At 70.7% G+C, this 21,046-nt stretch carries 17 protein-coding genes; 7 read left to right on the plus strand and 10 right to left on the minus strand.

All coding sequences use genetic code 11. The annotated features are described in order from the left end of the window. Positions 1-34: 34 nt before the first annotated feature. Positions 35-2,113: an MMPL family transporter gene (locus E3O50_RS15395; protein ID WP_134560641.1), complete on the minus strand. Its 2,079-nt coding sequence runs from the start codon at positions 2,111-2,113 to the stop codon at positions 35-37. Between the two features lie 61 nt (positions 2,114-2,174). Here E3O50_RS15395 and E3O50_RS15400 point away from each other — a divergent pair, with 61 nt between their 5' ends. The 3 genes from E3O50_RS15400 (at position 2,175) to E3O50_RS15410 (ending at position 4,916) form a co-directional block, all read left to right on the plus strand. Further along, positions 2,175-2,741 carry a MarR family transcriptional regulator gene (locus E3O50_RS15400; protein WP_134449804.1) on the plus strand — a complete coding sequence of 189 codons (567 nt, stop codon included), beginning with the start codon at positions 2,175-2,177 and terminating at the stop codon, positions 2,739-2,741. A 95-nt stretch (positions 2,742-2,836) separates the two neighbouring features. Continuing rightward, positions 2,837-3,349 (plus strand): Fur family transcriptional regulator, encoded by a 513-nt coding sequence (locus E3O50_RS15405; protein WP_134449805.1) that lies wholly within the window; start codon positions 2,837-2,839, stop codon positions 3,347-3,349. 37 nt (positions 3,350-3,386) lie between these two features. Further along, positions 3,387-4,916: a catalase gene (locus E3O50_RS15410; protein WP_134560643.1), complete on the plus strand. Its 1,530-nt coding sequence runs from the start codon at positions 3,387-3,389 to the stop codon at positions 4,914-4,916. Between the two features lie 37 nt (positions 4,917-4,953). Here E3O50_RS15410 and E3O50_RS15415 read toward each other — a convergent pair whose 3' ends face one another. Together E3O50_RS15415 and E3O50_RS15420 are read right to left on the minus strand one after the other, a co-directional pair. Beyond that, positions 4,954-5,826: an SDR family NAD(P)-dependent oxidoreductase gene (locus E3O50_RS15415; protein WP_134560645.1), complete on the minus strand. Its 873-nt coding sequence runs from the start codon at positions 5,824-5,826 to the stop codon at positions 4,954-4,956. Then, entirely contained in the window at positions 5,823-6,194 is a 372-nt protein-coding gene (locus tag E3O50_RS15420) for a Fe-S oxidoreductase (protein ID WP_134560647.1), read from the minus strand. Before E3O50_RS15420 ends, E3O50_RS15415 begins: the two co-directional genes overlap by 4 nt. Positions 6,195-6,237: 43 nt before the next feature. Here E3O50_RS15420 and E3O50_RS15425 point away from each other — a divergent pair, with 43 nt between their 5' ends. Further along, the gene (locus E3O50_RS15425; RefSeq protein WP_134560649.1) at positions 6,238-9,228 is read left to right on the plus strand and encodes a hypothetical protein; all 2,991 of its coding nucleotides are present in this window, start codon (positions 6,238-6,240) and stop codon (positions 9,226-9,228) included. Between the two features lie 30 nt (positions 9,229-9,258). Here E3O50_RS15425 and E3O50_RS15430 read toward each other — a convergent pair whose 3' ends face one another. The 7 genes from E3O50_RS15430 to E3O50_RS19850 all read right to left on the minus strand — a co-directional run bounded on the left by E3O50_RS15430 (position 9,259) and on the right by E3O50_RS19850 (position 17,449). Further along, positions 9,259-10,032, minus strand: coding sequence for an ABC transporter permease (locus E3O50_RS15430; RefSeq protein WP_134560651.1), 774 nt, complete (start codon positions 10,030-10,032; stop codon positions 9,259-9,261). Beyond that, positions 10,029-11,006 carry an ATP-binding cassette domain-containing protein gene (locus E3O50_RS15435; protein WP_134560653.1) on the minus strand — a complete coding sequence of 326 codons (978 nt, stop codon included), beginning with the start codon at positions 11,004-11,006 and terminating at the stop codon, positions 10,029-10,031. Before E3O50_RS15435 ends, E3O50_RS15430 begins: the two co-directional genes overlap by 4 nt. A gap of 125 nt (positions 11,007-11,131) precedes the next feature. After that, positions 11,132-12,577, minus strand: a complete 1,446-nt coding sequence (locus E3O50_RS15440) for an NAD(P)/FAD-dependent oxidoreductase (RefSeq protein ID WP_134560655.1) — start codon at positions 12,575-12,577, stop codon at positions 11,132-11,134. Between the two features lie 31 nt (positions 12,578-12,608). Further along, positions 12,609-13,460: a crotonase/enoyl-CoA hydratase family protein gene (locus tag E3O50_RS15445; protein ID WP_277612980.1), complete on the minus strand. Its 852-nt coding sequence runs from the start codon at positions 13,458-13,460 to the stop codon at positions 12,609-12,611. 142 nt (positions 13,461-13,602) lie between these two features. Then, on the minus strand, positions 13,603-14,436 hold the full coding sequence (locus tag E3O50_RS15450; protein WP_134560668.1) for an arginase family protein: 834 nt from the start codon (positions 14,434-14,436) through the stop codon (positions 13,603-13,605). Positions 14,437-14,532: 96 nt separating this feature from the next. Next, complete coding sequence (locus E3O50_RS15455; RefSeq protein ID WP_134449815.1) at positions 14,533-15,264, minus strand: PspA/IM30 family protein; 732 nt, start codon at positions 15,262-15,264, stop codon at positions 14,533-14,535. An 82-nt stretch (positions 15,265-15,346) separates the two neighbouring features. After that, entirely contained in the window at positions 15,347-17,449 is a 2,103-nt protein-coding gene (locus E3O50_RS19850; RefSeq protein WP_134560659.1) for a TPM domain-containing protein, read from the minus strand. A 193-nt stretch (positions 17,450-17,642) separates the two neighbouring features. Between E3O50_RS19850 and E3O50_RS15465 the strand changes: the two genes are divergently transcribed. The 3 genes from E3O50_RS15465 to E3O50_RS15475 form a co-directional block, all read left to right on the plus strand. Continuing rightward, entirely contained in the window at positions 17,643-18,404 is a 762-nt protein-coding gene (locus E3O50_RS15465; RefSeq protein WP_134449817.1) for a gamma-glutamyl-gamma-aminobutyrate hydrolase family protein, read from the plus strand. Positions 18,405-18,448: 44 nt separating this feature from the next. Further along, positions 18,449-19,849 carry a M20/M25/M40 family metallo-hydrolase gene (locus E3O50_RS15470; protein ID WP_198413418.1) on the plus strand — a complete coding sequence of 467 codons (1,401 nt, stop codon included), beginning with the start codon at positions 18,449-18,451 and terminating at the stop codon, positions 19,847-19,849. A 249-nt stretch (positions 19,850-20,098) separates the two neighbouring features. Beyond that, positions 20,099-21,046, plus strand: a 948-nt coding sequence (locus tag E3O50_RS15475) for a hypothetical protein (RefSeq protein ID WP_134560661.1), incomplete at its 3' end; no start/stop codon positions are given.

Below are 21,046 nucleotides of genomic sequence, written 5' to 3' on the forward strand. Positions count from 1 at the left end.
GTACTCGCGAGGTCTGCCGGGGCTCGGTGCCCCGCTACTCGCGGAGTGCCGGGTGCGACGGCCACCAGAACCGGTCGCCGGTGAGGAACACGAGCGCGGGAACCACGAGGGTGCGGACGAGCAGGGTGTCGAGCAGCACGCCGAGGCAGACGATCACGCCGATCTGAGCGAGCGCGACGACCGGGAGTACCCCGAGCACGACGAAGACCGCTGCGATCAGGATGCCGGCGCTCGTGATCACCGCTCCGGTCGAGGAGAGGGCGCGCACCATGCCCTCCCGGGTGCCGTGCAGCCGGGCCTCCTCCCGCGCCCTCGTCGTGAGGAAGATGTTGTAGTCCACCCCGAGCGCGACGAGGAACAGGAACGCGAACAGCACGACGTTCGTATTGAAAGCCGGGAAGCCGAGCAGGTTCTGGAAGATCAGGTTGGAAGCGCCGAGGCTCGCGAAGAACGTCGCGAGCACGCTCAGGATCAGCAGGACCGGCGCGACGAGGGAGCGGAGCAGCAGGGCGAGGATGCCGAAGACGATCGCGAGGATCATCGGCAGGATCAGGTCCTGGTCGCGCTGCGAACTCGTGCGGGTGTCGAGGGCCGTCGCGTCTGTGCCGCCGACGAGGGAATCCGCGACCGCGCCGCCGGCATCCGCGTATGCGGTGCGCAGCGCGGTGATGGTGGCGAAGGTCGTCTCACTGCCCGGTTCGCTCGAAAGCGACAGGTTGAGCCGGGTGCGCCCGTTCGCGCTCTCGCCCGGCTGCACCGTTGCGACGCCCGCTGTCGTTGTGGCGAGGCTCGCGGCCTCTGTCGCCGAGGCATCCGGTGCGAGCACGATGGTCTGGCTCGTGAGCCCCGACGAGAACGAGGCGTCGACGATGGCCTGCGCCTGCGCCTGCACCGATTCCGGGTTGCCGAGCAGCTGGTCCGCCTGCGAGAGCCCGACGGATGCCCCGACCAGTCCCAGACTCAGGGCGCCGAGCCCGAGCGCGGAGGCGACGATGATCGCCACAGGGCGCCGGGCGACGCCGCGGCCGAGCCGGGACCAGAATCCGGTGTGCACGCGGGGCGACGCGGGGTCGTAGCGCGGCACGAACGGCCAGAACAGCCCGCGGCCGCAGACGACGAGGGCGGCGGGAAGGACGATCAGGGCGAACAGGATCGCGATGACGACACCGATCGCGCAGGCGAAACCGAGCGCGCGGTTGCCGGAGAGCTCGGCGAAGAGCAAGGTCAGCAGGCTCAGCGCGACGGTCCCTCCGCTCGCGGCGATCGCGGGGCCTGCGCTCCGCACGGCGATCCGCATCGCCTCGTTCCTGCTCTCGGTGTGCAGCAGTTCCTCGCGGTAGCGGGCGACGAGCAGCAGTGCGTAGTTGGTGCCCGCACCGAAGACGAGCACGGACTGGATGCCCGAAACGCTTGCGTCCAGGGTGATGCCGAACGGCCCGGCGAGGGCGCTCACGACGACGCCGGCGAGCCCGTCGGCCAGTCCGACGACCACGAGCGGCACGATCCAGAGCACGGGGCTGCGGTAGGTGATGATCAGCAGTACCGCGACGACGATCACGGTCACGAGCAGCAGCCGGAAATCGGCGCCCGCGAAGGCGTTGGAGATGTCGGCCTGGAACCCGACCGGCCCGGTCACGTAGGAACTCAGGCCGGAGGGCAGGTCGCTCGAGGCGGCCGAGCGGATGTCCGCGGCCGTGCCCTTGACGTCGGCGCTGACGGCGGCGGCCTCGAGCGGCACGACGCTGATCGCCGCGAGCCCGTCGTCGCTGAACCGGGGCGTGGTCGCCCGCGGGGCGGTCGACAGTGCGCCGAGTTCGGCGGCCTGCGCGGTGATCGCGGCCTTGTCCGTCTCCGTCAGCGCGCTCTCCGCGCCGGTCGTGTCGCCACCGCGGTTCCAGACGACGATCGCGGAGGTCTGCTTCGCCGAGGGGAAGTCGGCGAGGAGGGCATCGACCCTGGCAGCCTGGCTCGACGTGGGCAGCCCGGACGTCGGGAAGTCGTTCCCGGCGCTCTTCGGCAGCAGTGCGAACAGCAGTCCGACGGCGATGACGGCGCCGACGAGGACGACCCAGGCCGTGCGCCGACCCGTGATGATGCGCACAATCCCGAGCACTTTTCCTCCAATAGTCCTGATTGCTAAGCATCCTAGCAATGTCAGGACTAGTATGGCGGTCATGGCAGAGCCTCGCAAGTCCCCGCTCCCGGCTGGTGCACCAAGCGGTGCGCCGACCGGCGCCGTCCAACCCCTTGTCGGCGACAACGACATCGGCCTGCCCTATTCCGGCGAGATCGGCACCCAGCTGCGGGAATTCGTGGTGCTGTCCCGGGCGTTCGAGCGCCAGGTCGGACAGGCCCTCGCGGTGAATCCGACCGACCTGTCCGCAATGGAACACCTGATCACGGCCGGTTCGCTCACGCCGAGCGAACTCTCCCGGCGGCTCGACATCTCGACGGCCGCGACCACCCTTGTGGTCGACCGGCTCGTCGCACTCGGTCATGCCCGGCGCGAGGCGCACACCTCGGACCGGCGGAAGGTCGTCGTCCTGCCCGCAGCGAAATCGGTGGAGAAGGCCGTCGGAGCGCTCATGCCGGTGATCGGGGGAGTCGCCACTGTCACCCGTGACCTCCCCGCGGAGGAGCGCGAGGTCATCGCGGCCTTCCTGTCGCGGGTGCTCGACGTCTACCGCGGCGCCCTCGCCGGCGGCGCCGATGGTGACGGCGACACCGCTCCCCGCTCCTGACCCTCGCTCCTGACCCCCGCTTCCTGAACATCCGGCGTTTCTGAACATTCGGTGAATTGTTTTGAGGAAATCAAAACAACTGTTAGCGTGAGGGCATGACGACGACCGGGACGCCGAGCAAAAACCCGGGATTCTCGCGGCCGGGCGAGCCAGGGCAGCTCGGTGACAGCATCCGCCGATCGGGACTCAAGGTCACCGCGCCGCGCCTCGCCGTGCTGCGGGCCCTCGACGATTCCCCGCACGCGAGTGCCGAGCGGCTCTTCGCCGTGGTGCGGACCGAGTTGCCCGGAACGTCGCTGCAGGCGGTCTACGGCGTGCTCGCGGCCTTCACCTCGGCGGGTCTCACCCGCAGGATCGAACCGTCCGGGTCTCCCGCGCTCTACGAGCGCCGGGTCGGCGACAACCACCACCACGTGATCTGCTCGCGCTGCGCCGCCGTGCAGGACGTGGACTGCGCCGTCGGCGAGGCGCCCTGCCTCGAGCCGAGCGACGCGGCCGGTTTCGCCGTGCACGCCGCGGAGGTCACCTACTGGGGGCTCTGCCCCGACTGCCAGGCCGCGGGCGCAGAGCCCCATCTCCCGGCCGGCCATCCACCCACTCATCCCTGACCTACGCAGTGCACATGTAGTCGAACAAAGGAGCAGCATGACCACCGAGTCCAACAGCGAGTCGAACACCGGGCCGATCAAGCCGACCACCACCCAGACCGGAACCCCCGTCGCGAGCGACGAGCATTCCCTCACCGTCGGGACGGACGGCGTCGCGGCCCTGCACGACCGCTATCTGGTCGAAAAGCTCGCGCAGTTCAACCGCGAGCGCATCCCGGAGCGGATCGTGCACGCCAAGGGCGGCGGAGCGCACGGCGTGTTCGAGGTCACCGGCGACGTGTCCGCGTACACCCGCGCCGCGGTCTTCCAGCCGGGCACGAGCACCGAGACGCTGCAGCGATTCTCGAGTGTCGCCGGCGAGCAGGGCAGTCCGGACACCTGGCGCGACGTGCGCGGCTTCTCGGTCAAGTTCTACACGACGGAGGGCAACTACGACATCGTCGGCAACAACACCCCGGTGTTCTTCATCCGAGACGGCATCAAGTTCCCCGACTTCATCCACTCCCAGAAGCGGCTGCCCGGCTCCGGCCTGCGCGATGCCACGATGCAGTGGGACTTCTGGACCCTCTCGCCGGAGTCCGCGCACCAGGTCACCTACCTGATGGGCGACCGCGGCCTGCCGCGCTCCTGGCGCGAGATGCCCGGCTTCGGCTCGCACACCTACCAGTGGATCAATGCCGCCGGCGAGCGCTTCTGGGTCAAGTATCACTTCGCCTCCAACCAGGGCAACGTCGAGATGGAGGGCTCTGAGGCCGAGCTCATCGCCGGCGCAGACGCCGACTACTACCGCCGCGACCTGCACGACGCGATCGAGGCAGGCAACTTCCCGTCCTGGACCGTCTCGGTGCAGATCATGCCGTACGAGGACGCCAAGACCTACCGGTTCAACCCCTTCGACCTGACCAAGGTCTGGCCGCACGCCGACTACCCGCTCATCGAGGTCGGTGTGCACACGCTCAACCGCAACCCGCAGAACTTCTTCGCCGAAATCGAGCAGGCCGCGTTCTCGCCGGCCAACTTCGTGCCCGGCATCGCGGCGAGCCCCGACAAGATGCTGATGGCGCGCATCTTCTCCTACCCGGATGCCGCGCGATACCGGGTCGGCACGAACTACGCTGAGCTGCCCGTCAACGCCCCGCACGCAGCCCCGGTGAACAACTACTCGCAGGACGGCGCCGGCAGGCACCACTTCAACGCTCCAGAGGCCCCGAACTACGCGCCGAACTCGCTCGGCGGCCCGGTGGCCGACCCGCTGCTCGCGGGCGAGGGCAGCTGGGAGAACGACGGCGAGCTGCTCCGTGCCGCCGCCGTGCTGCGCAGCGAGGACAGCGACTTCGGCCAGGCCGGGACGCTCTATCGCGACGTGTTCGACGACGCGGCCAAGGCCCGCTTCCTCGACACCATCACGGGTGCGATCAGCGGCGTGCAGCGCCCTGAGGTCACCGAACGCGCGATCTGGTACTGGACGAGCGTCGACGCCACGCTCGGCGCTGCACTGCGCGCGAACCTCGCGACGTGGGCAGAGGCGGACATGCTCGCAGAGGCATCCGCCCGATACTCGGAGTAACGCGGTACTCGGAGTAAGCGAGCGGATGCCGTAGCGGCTATTCGAGGGTGGGTGCGGCCTGGGCGGTCGCAGCCACCATCGCCCCGCTGCGCTCCCAGAGGGCTGCGGCGAGCGCCGGGTCGTAGGCGAGCTTGTTCGCCTTCGCGACCAGGCGCTTGTCGTAGTACTCGCCGGAGATCCATTCGTCCAGGGGAGCCGTGGCGAGCCAGACCAGGGTGTCTGCGCCCTGCTCCGGTGTGATCAGCATCCGCTTGAGCGGGGTCTGGTAGATGAAGCGCATCACGCTCGTCGAGTTCGACGAGAAACTCGTCGCGACGACGCCGGGGTGGAACGCCGCAGTCGTGAGGCCCTGCTCGTGGTAGCGGTGGTGCAGCTCGCGGGTGAAGAGGATGTTGGCGAGCTTGGCGTTGCCGTAAGCCCGGTTGGGTGAATACTTCGCGCTCGCATCGAGGTCGTCGATGTCGAACCGGGCGTAGACGCTGTTCGCCACGCTCGCGGTGTTGATCACCCGGGCGTGGCTCTCCAGCAGCCGGTCGGTGAGGAGCGTCGTGAGCAGGAACGGCGCGAGGTGGTTGACCTGGAAGGTCTTCTCGTGGCCGTCGACGGTGAGGACCCGCTTGCCCATGATGCCGCCGGCGTTGTTGGCGAGCACGTCGATGCGCGGGTAGCGCTCGAGGAGGGTCGCGGCGAGAGCGCGCACCTCGTCGAGGCTGGCGAAGTCGGCGGTGAACGAGTCGGCGCCGAGCGGTGCTGCGACGGCGGCGGTCTTGGCCGCCGAGCGTCCCACGATGACGACGGATGCGCCGGTGCGGCTCAGCGCGCGGGCCGCGGCCGCGCCGATGCCGTCGCTGCCCCCGGTGATGATGATGGTGCGAGCGGACGGTGCGGATGCTTCGGACGTGTCGGTCATGACTTCCTCTTGGTCAGGTAGCCGCCCTTTTCCAGGCCGGCCTCGATTTCAAAACGGTTGGTGAGCGGGTTGCTGCCGGCCGCGCGGTAGAACAGCGGGAACAGCATGCCGTAGCGCTGCCACTGCCGTTTGTGCACGGCCTCGTGTTCGAGGATCGCGTCGGAGACGTTGTCCCGGGTGAGGTAGCAGCCGCCGACGCAGGACCCGCCGCGGCCGAAGGCCCAGTTCGGCAGGCCACGGAAGAAGATCAGGCCGCCGCGCCGCTCGACGCGCCCGGTGCTGAGGAGCCCTCCCCAGACCAGCCCGACGGCCGTCGCATAGAGATACCCGGCCCTGCTGAGGGGGGAATCGAAAAGGATCCGGAGCATCACTCAAGCGTATGCCGCCTGACCGGCACTTAGAGTTAACCCCGTGCGAATTCGACTGCTGGGCGGACTGAGTGTCGAGCACGACGGACGGCAGGTTCCCGTGACGGGGTCGATGCAGCTCGCCGTGCTGTTCCGGCTTGCCGTCGATGCGGGAACGGCGGTGAGCTACCGGGCGATCTCCGAGGACGTCTGGTCCCGCGATGCGCCCGAGAACCAGCGGGCCGCCCTCCAGTCCATCGTCTCCCGGCTCCGGGCCCAGCTCCCTCCCGGAGTGATCGAGTCGACGGTCGGCGGCTACCGCCTCCTGCTCGCCAGGTCCGATGTCGACGCACTCCGTTTCGAAGACCTCGTGGCCGAGGCGGTTGCCGCGGCGGGGACTGCCTTGCCGGCGGATGCCCGACGCGCCGCGCTCGCGGCCCTCGCGCTCTGGGCTGGCGAACCCTGGATCCCGTCCCCGGACTTCGACTGGTTCCTCCGCGACCTCGCCCGCGACCGGGCCAGGGCACTCGAACTCACAGCCCTGGATGGCGCAGCCCCGGATGGCTGCGCACCCTCCGTGGCCTTCGCACCCTCCGCGGCCCGCGGCATCCCGGTGTCCCTCACCCGCCTCGTCGGCCGGGAGCGTGAACTCGCGGCGATCGAGGAGCAGCTCGCCGTGTCCCGGCTGGTCACGATCGTCGGAACCGGGGGAATCGGGAAGACGCGCCTCGCGCTCGAAACGGCAGCGGGCATCCGTGGTGCCGTGCTCGTCGAGCTCGCCCCGGTGGGTCCGGGCGAGGTGCTCGCCGCGGTGCTCGCGGCCACCGGGCGCGAACTGCGCACCTCGGACGCGCCCGTCGAGCCCGTGGGCAGCCTCGAACGGGTCGTCGAGGCGCTTCTCGGGCGCGCGGTCGTGCTCGTGCTCGACAATTGCGAGCACGTCATCGACGCGGCCGCGCGGCTCGCGGAGAGCCTGCTCGGCGCGCTGCCCGCACTGACGATTCTCGCTACGAGTCGCGAGCCGCTCGGAATCCCCGGCGAGTCCTTTGTCACCGTCGGGTCGTTGCCGCACCCGAGCGAGTCAGAGCTCGAGGCCGCCATCGACACTCCGGACACGCCGGGGTCGCCGGAGCGCCTGCGCGAGTTCGCCGCTCTCGAGCTGTTCGGCCAGCGGGCCCTCGCCGCGCGGGGCGCCGGCCTCGCTACCGGGGAACTGGCCGGCGCCGCCCGGATCTGCGCGCGCCTCGACGGGCTGCCGCTCGCCCTCGAGCTTGCCGCGGCGAAGCTCCGCACCATGACCCTCGACGAGGTCCTCGACGGCCTCGACAATCGCTTCACCCTCCTCACCGGCGGGTACCGCACGGCACTGCCGCGGCACCAGACCCTCCGCGCCCTGATCGACTGGAGCTGGAGCCTGCTCTCGGCGGACGAACGCACGGCGCTCGGCCGGCTCGCGGTGTTCCCCGCCGGGATCGACACCCGGGATGCGGCCGACGTCGCCGCCACGGCCGGGCTCGTCGGGGCATCCGTCTTCGAGAACCTCGTGGACAAGTCGCTGCTGCACCGCGAACGCGGACGCTACCGGCTGCTCGAGACCATCCGCGAATACGGCATCGAACGGCTCGCGGAGGCCGGGACCCTCGCGGCCGAGCGCGCGGCGCAGGCCGGATACATCGCGGTGCGGGCGGAGGCCGCCGATGCGCTGATGCGCGGGCCGCGGATCCGCGAGGCGATCGCGTGGTTCGACGCCGAAGACGACAATGTGACTGCGGCGCTCCGGTACACAACGAGCGCGCGTCTCGCCGAGCCCGCGGTCCGGGTCGCGCTCGCCTGCGTGTGGTACTGGGGGATCCGGGAGCGGAGGGACGAGCTCGGCGTCTGGCTCGGCGCGGTGAGCGAACTGGCCGCAGAGGTCGACAGCGATGAAGCACGCGCCATTGTGCTGTTCACGCCGGTCGTCCGGGCCTTCTCAGCAGAGGAGGCCAATCCCGATGCCGCTCGTGACTCGGCACTCGTCCCCGAGGCGCTCGCCGAGGCCGCACGGCGTGCGTTCGACGCGTGGGCGCAGGACCCGCCGGGGAGGGGCGGCGAACTGATGCAGCTCGCCTTCCCGCTCCTGTCCGCGTTCCGGACCTCGTTCGGAGAGGAGGGCTGGATGCTGCGGGTGCGGATCCCGAGCGGCGAGGAACTCGGCCTTGATCCCTGGCCCGCGGCCATGCTGCACGTGATTCGGGCCGCCACGGCGCAGAACCGCGGCGACATCGCCGAGCTCGGCGAGGCATCCGCCCACGCCGTGCGCGCGTTCGAGGCGATCGGCGACCTCTGGGGCCTCGCCCTCGCGCAGCAGATGCGCGCGGAGTGGTTCAGCCTGCAGGGGCGCCTGGACGAGGCGCTCGACGTGACGGACGCATCGACCGCGAACATGAGCCGCATCACCTCGAGCTGGGACCTCGCCCAGCAGCAGGCGCTCGCCGTGTCGATCATGCTGCGGCAGGGCAGGCTCGCGGCGGCGCGGGAGCGCGCGGATGAACTCCTCGCAGGGGCTGCGGAGTCCGGCAATATCTTCACCGTGATCCAGGCCGAGGCCACCGCACTCGTGCTCGACCTGAACGACCGCGACACGGGAGCCGCGAGCGCCCGGCTCGCCAGGATCGAGGACCTCGCGTCCGGCTGGCCGAACATGCCCGCCCAGCTCGTCGCCATGATCGGGGTGCGCCGCGCGGAGCTCGAGCTCCTTCAGGGCGACGCGGATGCCGCGGAGCGGGCCATTCGCGTGGCCGCCGATGCCGCGATCGCGAGCCTCGACCACCCCGTGATCGGCCAGGTCGCACTGAGTCTCGGCGGCCTCGCGCTCGCCCGCGGGCAGGTCGAGGAGGCCGTGCGGGCGCTCGACCTCTCCTCGGCGATCATCGGGGCATACGACCGCCTCGAACCGCGAGCGATCGCGATCGAACAGGCCGCCGCCGCCCACGGCATCGACCGGGCGACGCCGGCGCCCTCCTCGCGCCCGCACGCCCTCGCGACCCTCCGCGCCCTGATCGACCCGGCCGGCTGATCCCGCCCCCGCGCGCGGGAGGGAATCGCGCTAGAGCTTCGTGCGGTATGCGCGCATCGCCAGGGGGAAGAAGACGCCGACGAGGACGACGCAGGAGAGCAGCACCCAGAGGACTTCGCCGCCGACGCTTGTGCCCGGGGTCATGATCGAGTTGCCGACCAGGAGGCCGCGCATCGCGTCGGTGACGTGGGTGACCGGGTTGATCGCGACCCAGCCCTGGAGCCAGCCGGGCATGGTCGCCGCGGGCACGAACGCCGAGGAGCCGAAGGTGAGCGGAAAGACGATCAGGAACGACAAACCCTGCACGGCGCCCGAGCTGCGGGCGAGCATGCCGATGAACACGGATGTCCAGCACAGGCTCATCGCGAACACGATCATGAGCACGATGGCCGTCACAACCGAGTACCACGGGGTCAGGAAGCGGAAGCCGATCGCCGCGCCGAAGGCGAGGGTGACGCCGATCGCGATGCTGTGCCGCACCACGTCGCCAGTCACGGCGCCCATGAGGGGGGCGGACCGGGCGATCGGCAGGGACCGGAACCGGTCGAACACCCCGTTCTTCAGGTCGGAGTTGAGGTTGACGCCGATGGTCATCGCCGTGGTCATGATCGTCTGCACGATGATGCCGGGAAGCGCGAACTGGAGGTAGTCCTGGCTCGTCCCGGCGATCGCGCCGCCGAAGATGAACACGAAGATCACCGTCATCACGATCGGCTGCACCGAGACGTCGAGGAACTGCTCGGGGTTCCGCACCATCTTGGTGACGGTGCGCTGGGCGAGGATCAGCGAGTCGCGGACGATCATGATGCGGCTCCTTCCGTGACGAGGCCGGGGGCGGAGGGTACTGCCGGCGTGTGACCGGTCAGGGAGTAGAAGACCTCGTCGAGGCTCGGGAGCCGCAGCGAGAGCTCGGTGACGGCGATGTTCTCGGCGTGCAGCCGGGCGACGGTCGCGGTGAGGGCATCCGCGCCGGCGACGGGGACCGAGACGAGGCTCGGGGCTGGAAACTCGGGGGCGCGGGTGCCGACGGAGGCGAGCAGGGCGGTGACGCGGTCCAGGTCCCGGTCGTCGGTCGGCCGCACCTCGAGGGTCTGCCCGCCGACCTGGCGCTTCAGGCCCTCCGGGGTGTCGTGGGCGATGACGAGACCGTGGTCGATGACGGTGATCTCGTTCGCGAGGGCATCCGCTTCTTCGAGGTACTGCGTCGTCAGCAGCACGGTCGTGCCCTGGCGCACGAGGGTGCGGATCATCTCCCAGACGTCGTCGCGCTTGGCGGGGTCGAGGCCCGTGGTCGGTTCGTCGAGGAAGACGACGCTCGGACGACCGATCAGCGAGGCCGCGAGGTCGAGGCGGCGGCGCATGCCGCCGGAATAGGTCTTGGCGAGGCGGCCACCGGCGTCGGTCAGCTCGAATTCCTCGAGGAGCTCGGCGGCGCGGGCCTTCGCATCGGAGCGGGACAGCCCGAGGAGGCGCCCGATCATCACGAGGTTCTCGACGCCGCGCAGGTCCTCGTCGACGCTCGCGTACTGGCCGGTCAGGCCGATCCGGCGGCGCACGTCGACGGGGTGAGTGACGACGTCGAAGCCGGCGACCGTGACGGTGCCGGCGTCGGGCTTCAGCAGGGTCGCGAGAATGCGCACGGCGGTGGTCTTGCCCGCGCCGTTGGGGCCGAGGACGCCGAGCACCCGGCCGGGTTCGACGGTGAGGTCGATTCCGGCGAGTGCCTGGGTCGTGCCGAATCGTTTGGTGAGCCCGCGGGCTTCGATTGCTGCGGTCATGGTGCCTCCTGGGTAGGACACCAGTAGACAATTCCCGCGCTGTCGCCCCGCTGTCGCCCCGCTGCCGCGCGCTGTCAGCGGCTGTCAGCCGCCGTGAGCGCCGGCTGCGGGCAGCGGATGCCGCGCTACGGCCTGCCGTATGCCTCCAGCAGGCGCAGCCAGACTTCGCTCATCGTGGGGTAGGCCGGGACCGCGTGCCAGAGCCGGCTGATCGGTACCTCGCCGACGACGGCGATGGTCGCCGCGTGCAGGAGTTCCGCGACATCCTGGCCCACGAACGTGACGCCGATGAGCACTTCCCGGTCGAGATCGACGATGGCCCTGGCCATGCCGGTGTAGCCATCGGCCTGCAGGCTCGCTCCGGCGACGCTTCCGATCGGATAGTCGAGCACCCGGATCCGGAGGCCGGCCTTCTCTGCCGCCGCCTGGCTGAGCCCGACCGAGGCGACCTCGGGATCGGTGAAGGTGACCTGGGGGACGGCGGAGTGGTCTGCGGTGGCGACGTGGGTGCCCCAGGGGGAGTCGTCGACGGCCCGGCCGGAGGCGCGGGCGACGATCACGTCGCCCGCCGCCCTCGCCTGGTACTTGCCCTGGTGGGTGAGGAGGGCCCGATGCGTGACATCGCCGGTCGCGTACAGCCAGTCGCCGGCGAGGTCCGCCGCGTCGCCCTGAACAAGCAGGGTGTCGTCTACGGTCAGCCAGCCGCCGTCGGGAAGCCCGACGGCCGCGAGCCCGAGGTCGTCGGTGCGCGGTGCGCGACCCGTCGCGACGAGGACCTCTGTCGCGGTGACGGTTCCACCGCTCGCGAGGGTGAGTACGACGTCGCCGTCGGCAGAGCGCATCGCGAGAACGGGAGCCTCGCCGGTCAGGACCGTCGCTCCCGCCGCGCGCAGGGCCTCGATGACGAGTTCGCCGGCGAACGGTTCTTCCTTGCCGAGGAGGGAATGGCGCACGATGAGCGTGACCCGGGCGCCGAGCGACGTGTACGCCGTGGCCATTTCGGCCGCGGTGACACCGCCGCCGATGATGGCGAGGCTCTCCGGGATGTGCTGGACGCTCGTGGCCTCGCGGCTGGTCCAGGGGTCGACGGTGCCGATCCCTGGGATGTCGGGCAGCACGGCGGAGGACCCGGTGCTCACCACGACGGCGTGTCGGGCCGTGAGCACGGTCGTCGTCCCGTTCGTGCCGGTGACGGTCACCTCGCGCACGCCGCTGAGGCGGGCATGCCCGCGGACGAGGGCGATTCCCGCGGAGTCGAGCCAGCCGACCTGGCCGTCGTCCGCCCAGTGGCTCGTGAACGAGTCCCGGCGACGCAGCACGGCGGCGACGTCGAGCTCACCGGTCGCGGCCTCGGCGGCTCCGCCGACCCGGCGTGCGGCGGAGAGTGCCGTTCCGCTCCGCAGCAGGGCCTTGGACGGCATGCACGCCCAGTACGAGCACTCGCCCCCGACGAGTTCGCTTTCGACGATGACCGTGCTCAGCCCGCCCTGAACGGTGCGGTCTGCGACATTCTCTCCGACGGCACCGCCGCCGATCACAATGACGTCGTAGGTCGTGGTCTGGTCGTTCATGGTGTCTCCTGTCGTCGATGAGTCACGTGGTTCAGCGCCCCACGAATTCCGCCGCGGTTCGGGTGCGGAATGCTTCCATGCCGATCCGGGCATCCTCGCTCGCGGCGAGCACGCCGAGGGTCGGCTGCAGCCCGGCCTCCGCGACGGCATCGCCGAGTCGCACGGCGTCTCGCGCACTCGCGAGGGTCGCCTGCACCGCGAGCGGGGCCTGGGCGGCGATCCGCCCGGCGAGCTCGAGCGCCCGGTCGAACTCGGTGCCGTCGGGGACGACCTCCTGCACGAGCCCGATCCGCAGGGCCTCCGCGGCATCGAACATGTCACCGGTGAGGATCCAGCGCATCGCATTGCCCCAGCCGACCGCGCGGGGGAACCGGATCGTGGCTCCGCCGAACGGCAGGATGCCGCGGGCCACCTCGATCTGCCCGAACCGCGTCGAGGCGGCAGCGACCGAGATCTCGCTCGCGAGCATGAGCTCGATCCCGAGTGTGAGGCAGGTGCCCTGCACGGCCATCACCACCGGCTTCGAGACCGCTCGGCCGTCGACCTGCCAGGGGTTGACCCCGCCGTCCGGCACCATGTCGATGCCGTCCGGGCCGAGGCGCGGGCCGATGTCGGCGAGGTCGAGGCCGGCCGTGAAGTGCTCGCCGACGGCGTAGACGAGGCCGACCCTGAGCCCGGGGTCGCGATCGAGCTCGCCGTAGGCAAGGGACAGCTGCTGCAGCATCAGCAGGTCGGCGGCGTTGCGCTTCTCCGGCCGGTTCAGCCCGATCAGGAGCACGTGCCCGCGCCGCTCGGTCAGCACCCGGAGTTCCTGGTGGGCGCGGTCCTGCCCGCCGGGGTCGTGCTCTGTTCGGCTCTGTTCGGTGCTGCGCTGCTCGCTCACGGATGCCTTCCTGGTGCTGGTGGGTTTCGGGGCGTTGCCCGCGGTGCAGGACAACGCAACGTCGGAGTTGTGCGCGACCCGCGGCATCCGCTGCCCGGATTCACGGCGTGTGGCGAAAATCTCCGACGTTGCGGTGCGCGGGTCAGCGGGTGAGGGCGCCGATGATCCGGAGGATGCTCGGCAGGTCGTCGTTCGCGGCCTCGGGGGAGGCGGGCGCGAAGCCCGCGATCGTGGCACCGGCGAGCTCGAACTCGGCCCTGAGCGCAGTGATCGTGCGGCCGAGGGTCTCGACGCTCAGTCCGAAGGGCAGGAGGTTCGAGAGCCCGGTCAGCACGGAGGGGTCGAGCACGTCGAGGTCGAGGTGGAGGTAGAACGCGGGCGCCCCCGTCGCGCGGACCGCGGCGAGAATGCCGTCCGGCGTCTCGAGCTCCTCGATCGACAGGCTGCGGATGCCCGCCGCACCGATGAGCTCGGCTTCGGCCGGGTCGATGTCGCGGGCTCCCGCGATCACGATCCGGTCGAACGGCACCCGTTCGTCCGCGCCGAGCACGAGCCCGTCGACACCCTCGCCGGCGATCGCCCGGAGCACCATGCCGCCGAAAGCTGCGGAGGGCGATGATTCGGGGGTGTGCAGGTCGGGGTGGGCGTCGAGCCAGACCACGGCAAGGCCGCCCGGATGCCGCGCCGAGGCGTGGCCGACGGCCGCGAGCGAGACGCCGCACTCGCCGCCGATCGTGAGGACGGGGGTGACGCAGTCGCGCAGCGCACGGGTGAGGCGCTCGCGCACCATAACGAGGCTCGAGAACCGGTCGATGCCGGTGTCCTGCGCGTCGCCGGCCTCGACCGGAACCGGGACTTCGACGGTCGCGGAGGACGGGAGATCACCCCGGATCGCCTCCGCACCATCGCTGAGGCGCATTGCGCGCGGAGAAACCGAACCCTGCCATTGCGGCACGACAACGAAGGAGGGAGCCATACTCCAGTATGCGCCTCGCGGCTTGTCGCGCGCGAGGGCATCGCGCACGTTCTCCGAACTCAAAAGTGTGCCCTCTCGGCGGTTTAGCGCCGTGGGCTACTTCTCGATCTCGCTCGCGCCGGAGGACTTGAGCGCCGCCAGGCGGGCGTCGACCTCGGTGAGTTCGCCGAGGTCTTCGAGGCTTTCGAACTGGGCGTCGAGGCTCGACGCGGCGAGCTCGTTCGCCCCGCGCACCTTGGCCTCCTCGCGGCGGATCTTGTCCTCGAACCTGCTGACCTCGCTCGTGGGATCCATGATGTCGATGCTCTTGACGGCGTCCATGACCTTGGTCTGCGCCGCGGCCGTCTTCGAGCGGGCGATGAGCTCGTCCCGCTTGGCGGACAGCTGGCCGAGCTTCTCCTTCATCGCGTTGAGACCGGTCTTGAGCTGTTCGACGACGGTGGTCTGCGAGGCGATCTGCGGCTCGGCGGCCTTCGCCTCTTTCTCGGACTGCAACTGGCGGCCGAGCGCGACCTTGGCGAGGTTGTCGAATTTGTCGGCGTCCACGGCGTTGCCCGCTGCGCGCAGCTCGTCGGCCTTGCGGCTCGCGGCGAGTGCCTTCCCGCCCCACTCCGCCGCGGCCTCGACGTCCTCCCGGTGGTCGTCCTCGAGGAGGCGCAGGTTGCCGATCGTCTCCGCGATGGCACCCTCGGCATCCGAAATGCTGTTGCTGTAGTCGCGCACCATCTGGTCGAGCATGAGTTTCGGGTCTTCTGCCGAGTCGATCAGGGAGTTGATGTTCGCCTTGGCCAGTTGTGCGATGCGGCCGAAGATGGATTGCTTGGTCATGACAGTGTCCTTTCGAGTGATTCTGCGGGCGGGTCCAGTGTGGCGCGTGTCTGTGTGCTTCCGCTGTATGGGGTGAAGTGAGTCAGAACCTCCCGCCCCCGCCGCGGCGGGACCGGGTGCCCGCACCGCCGAAGCCGCCCGGCAGGCCGAACCCGCCGCCACCGCCCCGGCCGCGCGAACCACCTAAGGGGCCGCCGCCGAATGTGCCGCCGCCGAAGAGACCGCCACCGCGGTTGCCGGAGAGCACCGAGTTGATCAGGATCCCGCCGAGGACGGCGCCGAGCGTGCCTGACCCGGTGCCGCCTTGACCTCCGCCCTGCCCGAGGCCGGTACCGGGGCCGGGCCCGCCCGCGAAACCGTCGACATCCGCTCGTGCCAGGGTGATCGACTCCGCGGCGAGCGAGCCGGAGCGCTGCGCGGCGGTGAAAGCGGAGCCCGGGTCGGTCGCGCGGGTGCCGTCGGCCTGGGCGAGCAGACGTCCGGCTTCGGCGAGCCGGGTGCGCGCCTCGGCACCGACGGCGCCGCGCCTGGCCGTGATGAAGTCGTCCGCCGCCGAGACCTGGCCGTGCGCGGAGAGCAGGGCCTGGTCGAGTGCGGCCTCGGTGCGCTGCGCCTGGGCGGCCGCGTCCCGCACCCCCTGCAGCGCGGCATCCATGCGCGCGTTGGTCGCCTCGAGCCGGCCGAGCAGTTCGAGCGGGTTGATCGGTCCGGCGCCGAGCCGGGCGGAGACCTCGGCGACGGCGCGTTCGGTGTCGGCGATGACGCCGGCAGGGGTGGCGGGCAGCGCGCGGGCCGCGGCGAGATCCCCCTGCAACTCCGCGAGTGTGGCCGAGACCCGGTCCGCCGCCGCGGACAGGTCGGTTCCGAGCCGGTCGACGGCATCGAGCAGCAGCCCGGCCTGGTCGACCGATTCCTCCGCCGCACGGATCCCGACGGCTGCTCCCGGCGGGTCGCTCTCGATCCGTTTGCCGGCCTCCGACAGTGCCGTGCGTGCGAAGGCGATGCGCTCCCTGGCCTGGTCGGTATTGTCGGCGACGGTCCCGAGTGCGGCCGCGGTATACCGGCCGGCGAGTTCGGCGATACGGGCGGCGGCGGGCGCGATCCTGGTCTCGGCGGCGTCGGTATCGTGGGTAGCGGATGCCGCGGCGGCCGGAGCGTTCTTCTCCAGCTGGCGCAGCGCGGCGAAGTCCGCCGCCTGGTCGTCGAGGGTCGTGTTGGCCTGCTCGCAGCCGTCGAGGATGGCGAGGAACCAGTCCCTGCGCTGCTCCTCGGTGTCGGGGACGGCGTCGTCGAGCTTCTGCTGGAGGGTGAACGCGGCCCGGAGCGCGGCCTTCGCGGAGTCGAGGGCCGTGCGGAACGCCTCCGTGGCCTCCTGACCGTACTGGGCGAGGGCGAAGCCGAGCTCCTGCTCGCTCGACGTCACGGCGTCATCGGTCTGGACGAGGGCGGTCGCCGCCCGCCGGGAGAGCTCTTCGGTGGAGAGGGCGGCGGGCTGCCCGGTTCCGACGGGAGGCGCTGCACCGGCTGCACCGGCTGCAGCCACCGCCGCGCCCCGCCGTCTGCGAGCGAAGAACACGATCGTCCCCGCGACGATCGCGATGAAAACGACGAGCGCCACGAGGATCACCGTGAGGAGGCCGCCCCCGGAGGCCCCTCCTCCGGGATTCGCGGTACCGGGGGTGAGCGAGGGCGCTGGAACCGGCTGGCCGCCGATCGTCGCCGCGAAGCCGTTCGCGGCGCCGATCGCCGCCCCGGCCCAGTCGTTCACGCGCAGGGCCGGTTCGATCGCGACGGTTTCGACCTCCAGAAGTTGCGCATCCGTCAGGCTCGAATTCTGCGCGACCGAGAGCTGGTACTGGCGGTCGCTTGTTGCGACGGCGAGCAGCACGTCGTTGGTGCCGAGCCCGTTCTCGTCGGCGGTCTGGTCTGCCCACTGCTGGCGGTCGGAGACTCCGGTGAAGCTGTCGACGTAGGCGACGAAGAGGTCGGTGCGGGTCTCCGCGTAGAGCCGGTCGAGGGCGGCGGTCACCTCCGCGGTGCGGGAGCCGAGGGCGCCGACCCTGTCGACCACGTGGCTCGACCCGAAGCTCGGGGGATCCTCGGCGGATGCCGGAGTCCCCGGCCCTGCCCCGAGGCCCACGACCGCGAGGACGACCCCCAGAAGCAGCAGGCGTCGTGACCGCATGGACTCGCCTCCTTCGGCGCGGGAATGGCAGGCGAGGGCGGGTGCCCGGTGCCCTCCTGCCGCGAGCATAGAACGGCCAGACCCGCCCGTCTACGAACCTTCTGTTGCGGACTGTGACGGCCCCGTTCGCGTCCGGAGCCGGCAGTGCCCACACTGGGAACACCGCACACGATGAAACAGCCTGGAGGGCAGCATGGCCGAGACCACCGCCCCGCGCCTCGCGGTCGTCGAGGTCACCGGAAGCCGCCCGGACCGCCCCGCGTACCACGCCAAGGTCCAGGTCCTCAACGGAACCGTCGTGGCCGCAGCCGAACAGGGCGGCTGGGCCGTCACCCGCCTCGCCGCGGCCGACATGACCATCGCCACCCTGCTCACCGCGACAGCGGATGCCGACGCGATCGTCATCCTCGGCGGGGAAGACATCACTCCCCGTTTCTACGGCGGCGTCTCCGGTTACCCGGAAGAAACCCTGCATTTCCCGGTCGCCGACGACGGCCAGCTTGCGCTCGTGCGCCGCGCCCTCGAGCACGGCACCCCGCTGCTCGGCATCTGCCGCGGCCTCCAGATCATCAACGTCGCCCTCGGCGGCAGCATCGTGCAGCACATCGACGAAGGCATCCACCGCAACGTCGACGTGCCGATCGACCGGATCCTCCGCGAACACACCGTCGAACTGCTCGAGGGTACCGTACTCGCCGACAGCCTCGGCGGCGCGTTCGCCGCCGTGCAGAGCGCGCACCACCAGAGCGTCGACCGCCTCGGCACCGGCCTCCTCGCCGCAGCGGTGGCCCCCGACGGGCTCATCGAGGCCGTCGAGCACGAGTTCGCGCCGATCACCGGCGTGCAGTGGCACCCTGAGGCCCCCGACGCTCCAGCCGACCAGCTCCCGCTGCTGCTGAAGAGCCTCGAGCGCCAGCTCGCGGCCATCGAAGCGGCCGGTCGTATCGCGGCCTGAGCTGAGCCGAGCCGACCCGAGCCCGGCATCCGCTCGGGTAGAGTGTGGGCACCTGTCGAAAGGACCGCACCATCGCAGACGACACCCTTTCCGGCAGCATCATTCCGGGCAGCACGCACCCCGACGACGCGCTCACCCGCGCCACTGTCGACCTGCTGCGCGACCTGATCCGCAACGCCTGCGTCAACGACGGCACAGCGGACTCCGGCGGCGAGATCCGCAGTGTGCGCACCCTCGAGGGCTTCTTCGCCGGCTCCGGCCTCGACCTCGAGGTCGTCGAACCGCACCCGGGCCGGGCCTCCCTGATCACCCGCATCCACGGAACGGACCCGGGCGCGCCCTCCCTCGCCCTCGTCGGCCACCTCGACGTCGTCCCCGTGCACGAGGCCGGCTGGAGCCGCGACCCGTTCGCGGCGGAGATCGTCGACGGCGAGATCTGGGGCAGAGGCGCTCTCGACATGCTCTGCCTCACCGCGAGCTACGCCGCCGTCACACGTGCCATCGCGACCGGTTCATTCCGACCCCGGGGCGACCTCGTGTTCGCGGCCGTCGCCGACGAGGAGGCCGGCAGCGGCCTGGGCGTCGAGTGGCTCACCGAGAACCGCCTCGACCTGATCGACGCCGACTTCGTCCTCACCGAGTCCGGCGGCGTGCCCGTCGGCCCCACCCCCTCCATCTCCACGACGATCGGCGAGAAAGGCCTCGCCGGCCGTCGCCTCGTCGTGCACGGCACCCCCGGGCACGGTTCGGCGCCCTGGGGTGCCCGCAACGCCGCCATCATCGCAGCGGATGCGGTGTACCGGCTCTCCCGGTACCACGCGCCCGTGCAGATCACCCCGGACTGGCGCCGCTACGTCGCGGCGCTCGACCTCGACCCGGCGCTCGCCGCCCGGCTCCTCGACCCCGTGCGCATCATCGACGCCCTGCACGAACTCGGCACCCTCGCCGGCTTCGCGCACGCCTCGACCCACACGACCGTTTCGCCGAACGTCGTGCGGGCCGGTGACAAGGACAACGTCATTCCCGCCCTCGCGACTGTGACCCTCGACATCCGGGTGCTGCCCGGCATCGCGGCGGCGGATGTCGACGCATACCTCCGCGAGGCGCTCGGCGAGCTCATGGCCGACGTGACGATCGAGGGCGAGGGGTTCGAAGCCGCGACCCGCTCTCCGATCGACACACCGCTCTACGACGCCCTCGGTGCGGCCGCCCGCCGGGCGTACCCGAACGCCGACCTGCTGCCGATGCTGAGCGTCGGCGGCTCAGACGCCCGGTTCTACCGCCGCCGCGGCATCCCCGCGTACGGTTTCGCCCTGCTCAGCCGGCGCTGGGACTACGGAATGTTCCGCCAGCTCTTCCACGGTAACGACGAGCGGATCGACGTCGAGTCCGTCTCACTCACGGTGAACGCCCTCGACGCCGTCGTGCGGGACCTGCACGGCTGATCGCTTCACGCGGGGAGTCCCGGGGTCGAGCCGCTCGCAGTTGATAAATTGCATGCAATGCTGCACTGTAAGTAGCAGTTGACGTCCGTCGTCACCTGCTCCGGACCTGCGCTGAGGATGGCCAGTGCATGCACGGGCGGCCGCCGGGGCGACGACCCGGACGAGAGGTCGATTCAGGTGGCACAGCGCGGGTCCGCCAGCGTCGCTTCTCTCCTGCCCGACGCGCCGGGATCGATCCGGGTCTCGTTCATGGCGATTCTCATCGGGACCGTCGCATACGCCGCGTCGACGTTCCTCGTGACCGGCCCCGGCCGCCCCGGGTGGCTCGACGGCTGGTTCTACATCGCGCTCGAACTCGGAGCCGCGACCCTGGTCGGAGCTCGAGTGGTCCTGCGCCCGATCGAGCGCCCCGCCTGGGGAGCGCTTGCCGGCGCACTGTACGCCGTCGCGCTGTCGGACGCGGCCGGCACGGCGGCGGCCGCAACGGACCATGACGCCGCCGGCGTGCTGGATGCGTTCGCCTTCGCACTCGACGCAGCCTTCTTCGGGCTCGCCTTCGCCGGGCTGGTCCTGCTGGTGCGGAAGCGGCTGCCGCCGTCAACGGCCTCCGTGTGGCTCGACGGTGTGATTGCAAGCCTGGGTCTGCTGTCGATCGCGTCTGCGCTCTTCTATCGCGCTGCCGACGAGATCACCGTCGACAGCCTGATCTCCCTCGTCTACGCGGTCGCCCCGCTCGTGCTCGTCGCCATCCTTGTCGGCACGGCCGCCGCCCTCGGCCGGCGCCCGAGTCAGATCTGGGCGCTGTGCACAGCTGCATTCTCGTTGATGGCCCTGGGCAACCTCATCCAGGCGACCGGCCTTCCCGGGCTCGATCTGCCGGGAGCGCCGGTCAACGCGCTCTGGCCGCTCGCCGCCCTGCTCCTCGTGGCCGCGGCCTGGCGGTCCCGGAGCACCCCGAGGCCTGTCGGGTCGGATTCGGCGTTCGTACTGGCGATTCCCTCGATATTCACTCTCGGCGCCCTTGCGGTTGCCCTGGTGAATCAATTCACCTCCCTGTCGTACTTCTCGATCGTCACCGCCGTCGTGACCGTGATGGCTGGTGCGGTGCGCCTGTTGTTCGCGGTGCGGGATGCTGATCGGTTGCGGGTGCGGCAGGTGGAGTTGAATGTGAGTCTGGGGTTGGCGCGGGATGCGGCG

Origin of the sequence: Cryobacterium sp. MDB1-18-1, assembly GCF_004402735.1 — a bacterium.
Classification (GTDB): Bacteria; Actinomycetota; Actinomycetes; order Actinomycetales; family Microbacteriaceae; genus Cryobacterium; species Cryobacterium glucosi.

What these genes read in the sequence shown, in the direction of transcription:
- E3O50_RS15435 (WP_134560653.1), bottom strand. Translation starts at nt 11,006, where the DNA reads ATGACCGCAGCAATCGAAGCCCGCGGGCTCACCAAACGATTCGGCACG.
- E3O50_RS15430 (WP_134560651.1), bottom strand. Translation starts at nt 10,032, where the DNA reads ATGATCGTCCGCGACTCGCTGATCCTCGCCCAGCGCACCGTCACCAAG.
- E3O50_RS15400 (WP_134449804.1), top strand. Translation starts at nt 2,175, where the DNA reads ATGGCAGAGCCTCGCAAGTCCCCGCTCCCGGCTGGTGCACCAAGCGGT.
- E3O50_RS15420 (WP_134560647.1), bottom strand. Translation starts at nt 6,194, where the DNA reads ATGCTCCGGATCCTTTTCGATTCCCCCCTCAGCAGGGCCGGGTATCTC.
- E3O50_RS15450 (WP_134560668.1), bottom strand. Translation starts at nt 14,436, where the DNA reads ATGGCTCCCTCCTTCGTTGTCGTGCCGCAATGGCAGGGTTCGGTTTCT.
- E3O50_RS15410 (WP_134560643.1), top strand. Translation starts at nt 3,387, where the DNA reads ATGACCACCGAGTCCAACAGCGAGTCGAACACCGGGCCGATCAAGCCG.
- E3O50_RS19850 (WP_134560659.1), bottom strand. Translation starts at nt 17,449, where the DNA reads ATGCGGTCACGACGCCTGCTGCTTCTGGGGGTCGTCCTCGCGGTCGTG.
- E3O50_RS15415 (WP_134560645.1), bottom strand. Translation starts at nt 5,826, where the DNA reads ATGACCGACACGTCCGAAGCATCCGCACCGTCCGCTCGCACCATCATC.
- E3O50_RS15440 (WP_134560655.1), bottom strand. Translation starts at nt 12,577, where the DNA reads ATGAACGACCAGACCACGACCTACGACGTCATTGTGATCGGCGGCGGT.
- E3O50_RS15465 (WP_134449817.1), top strand. Translation starts at nt 17,643, where the DNA reads ATGGCCGAGACCACCGCCCCGCGCCTCGCGGTCGTCGAGGTCACCGGA.
- E3O50_RS15455 (WP_134449815.1), bottom strand. Translation starts at nt 15,264, where the DNA reads ATGACCAAGCAATCCATCTTCGGCCGCATCGCACAACTGGCCAAGGCG.
- E3O50_RS15405 (WP_134449805.1), top strand. Translation starts at nt 2,837, where the DNA reads ATGACGACGACCGGGACGCCGAGCAAAAACCCGGGATTCTCGCGGCCG.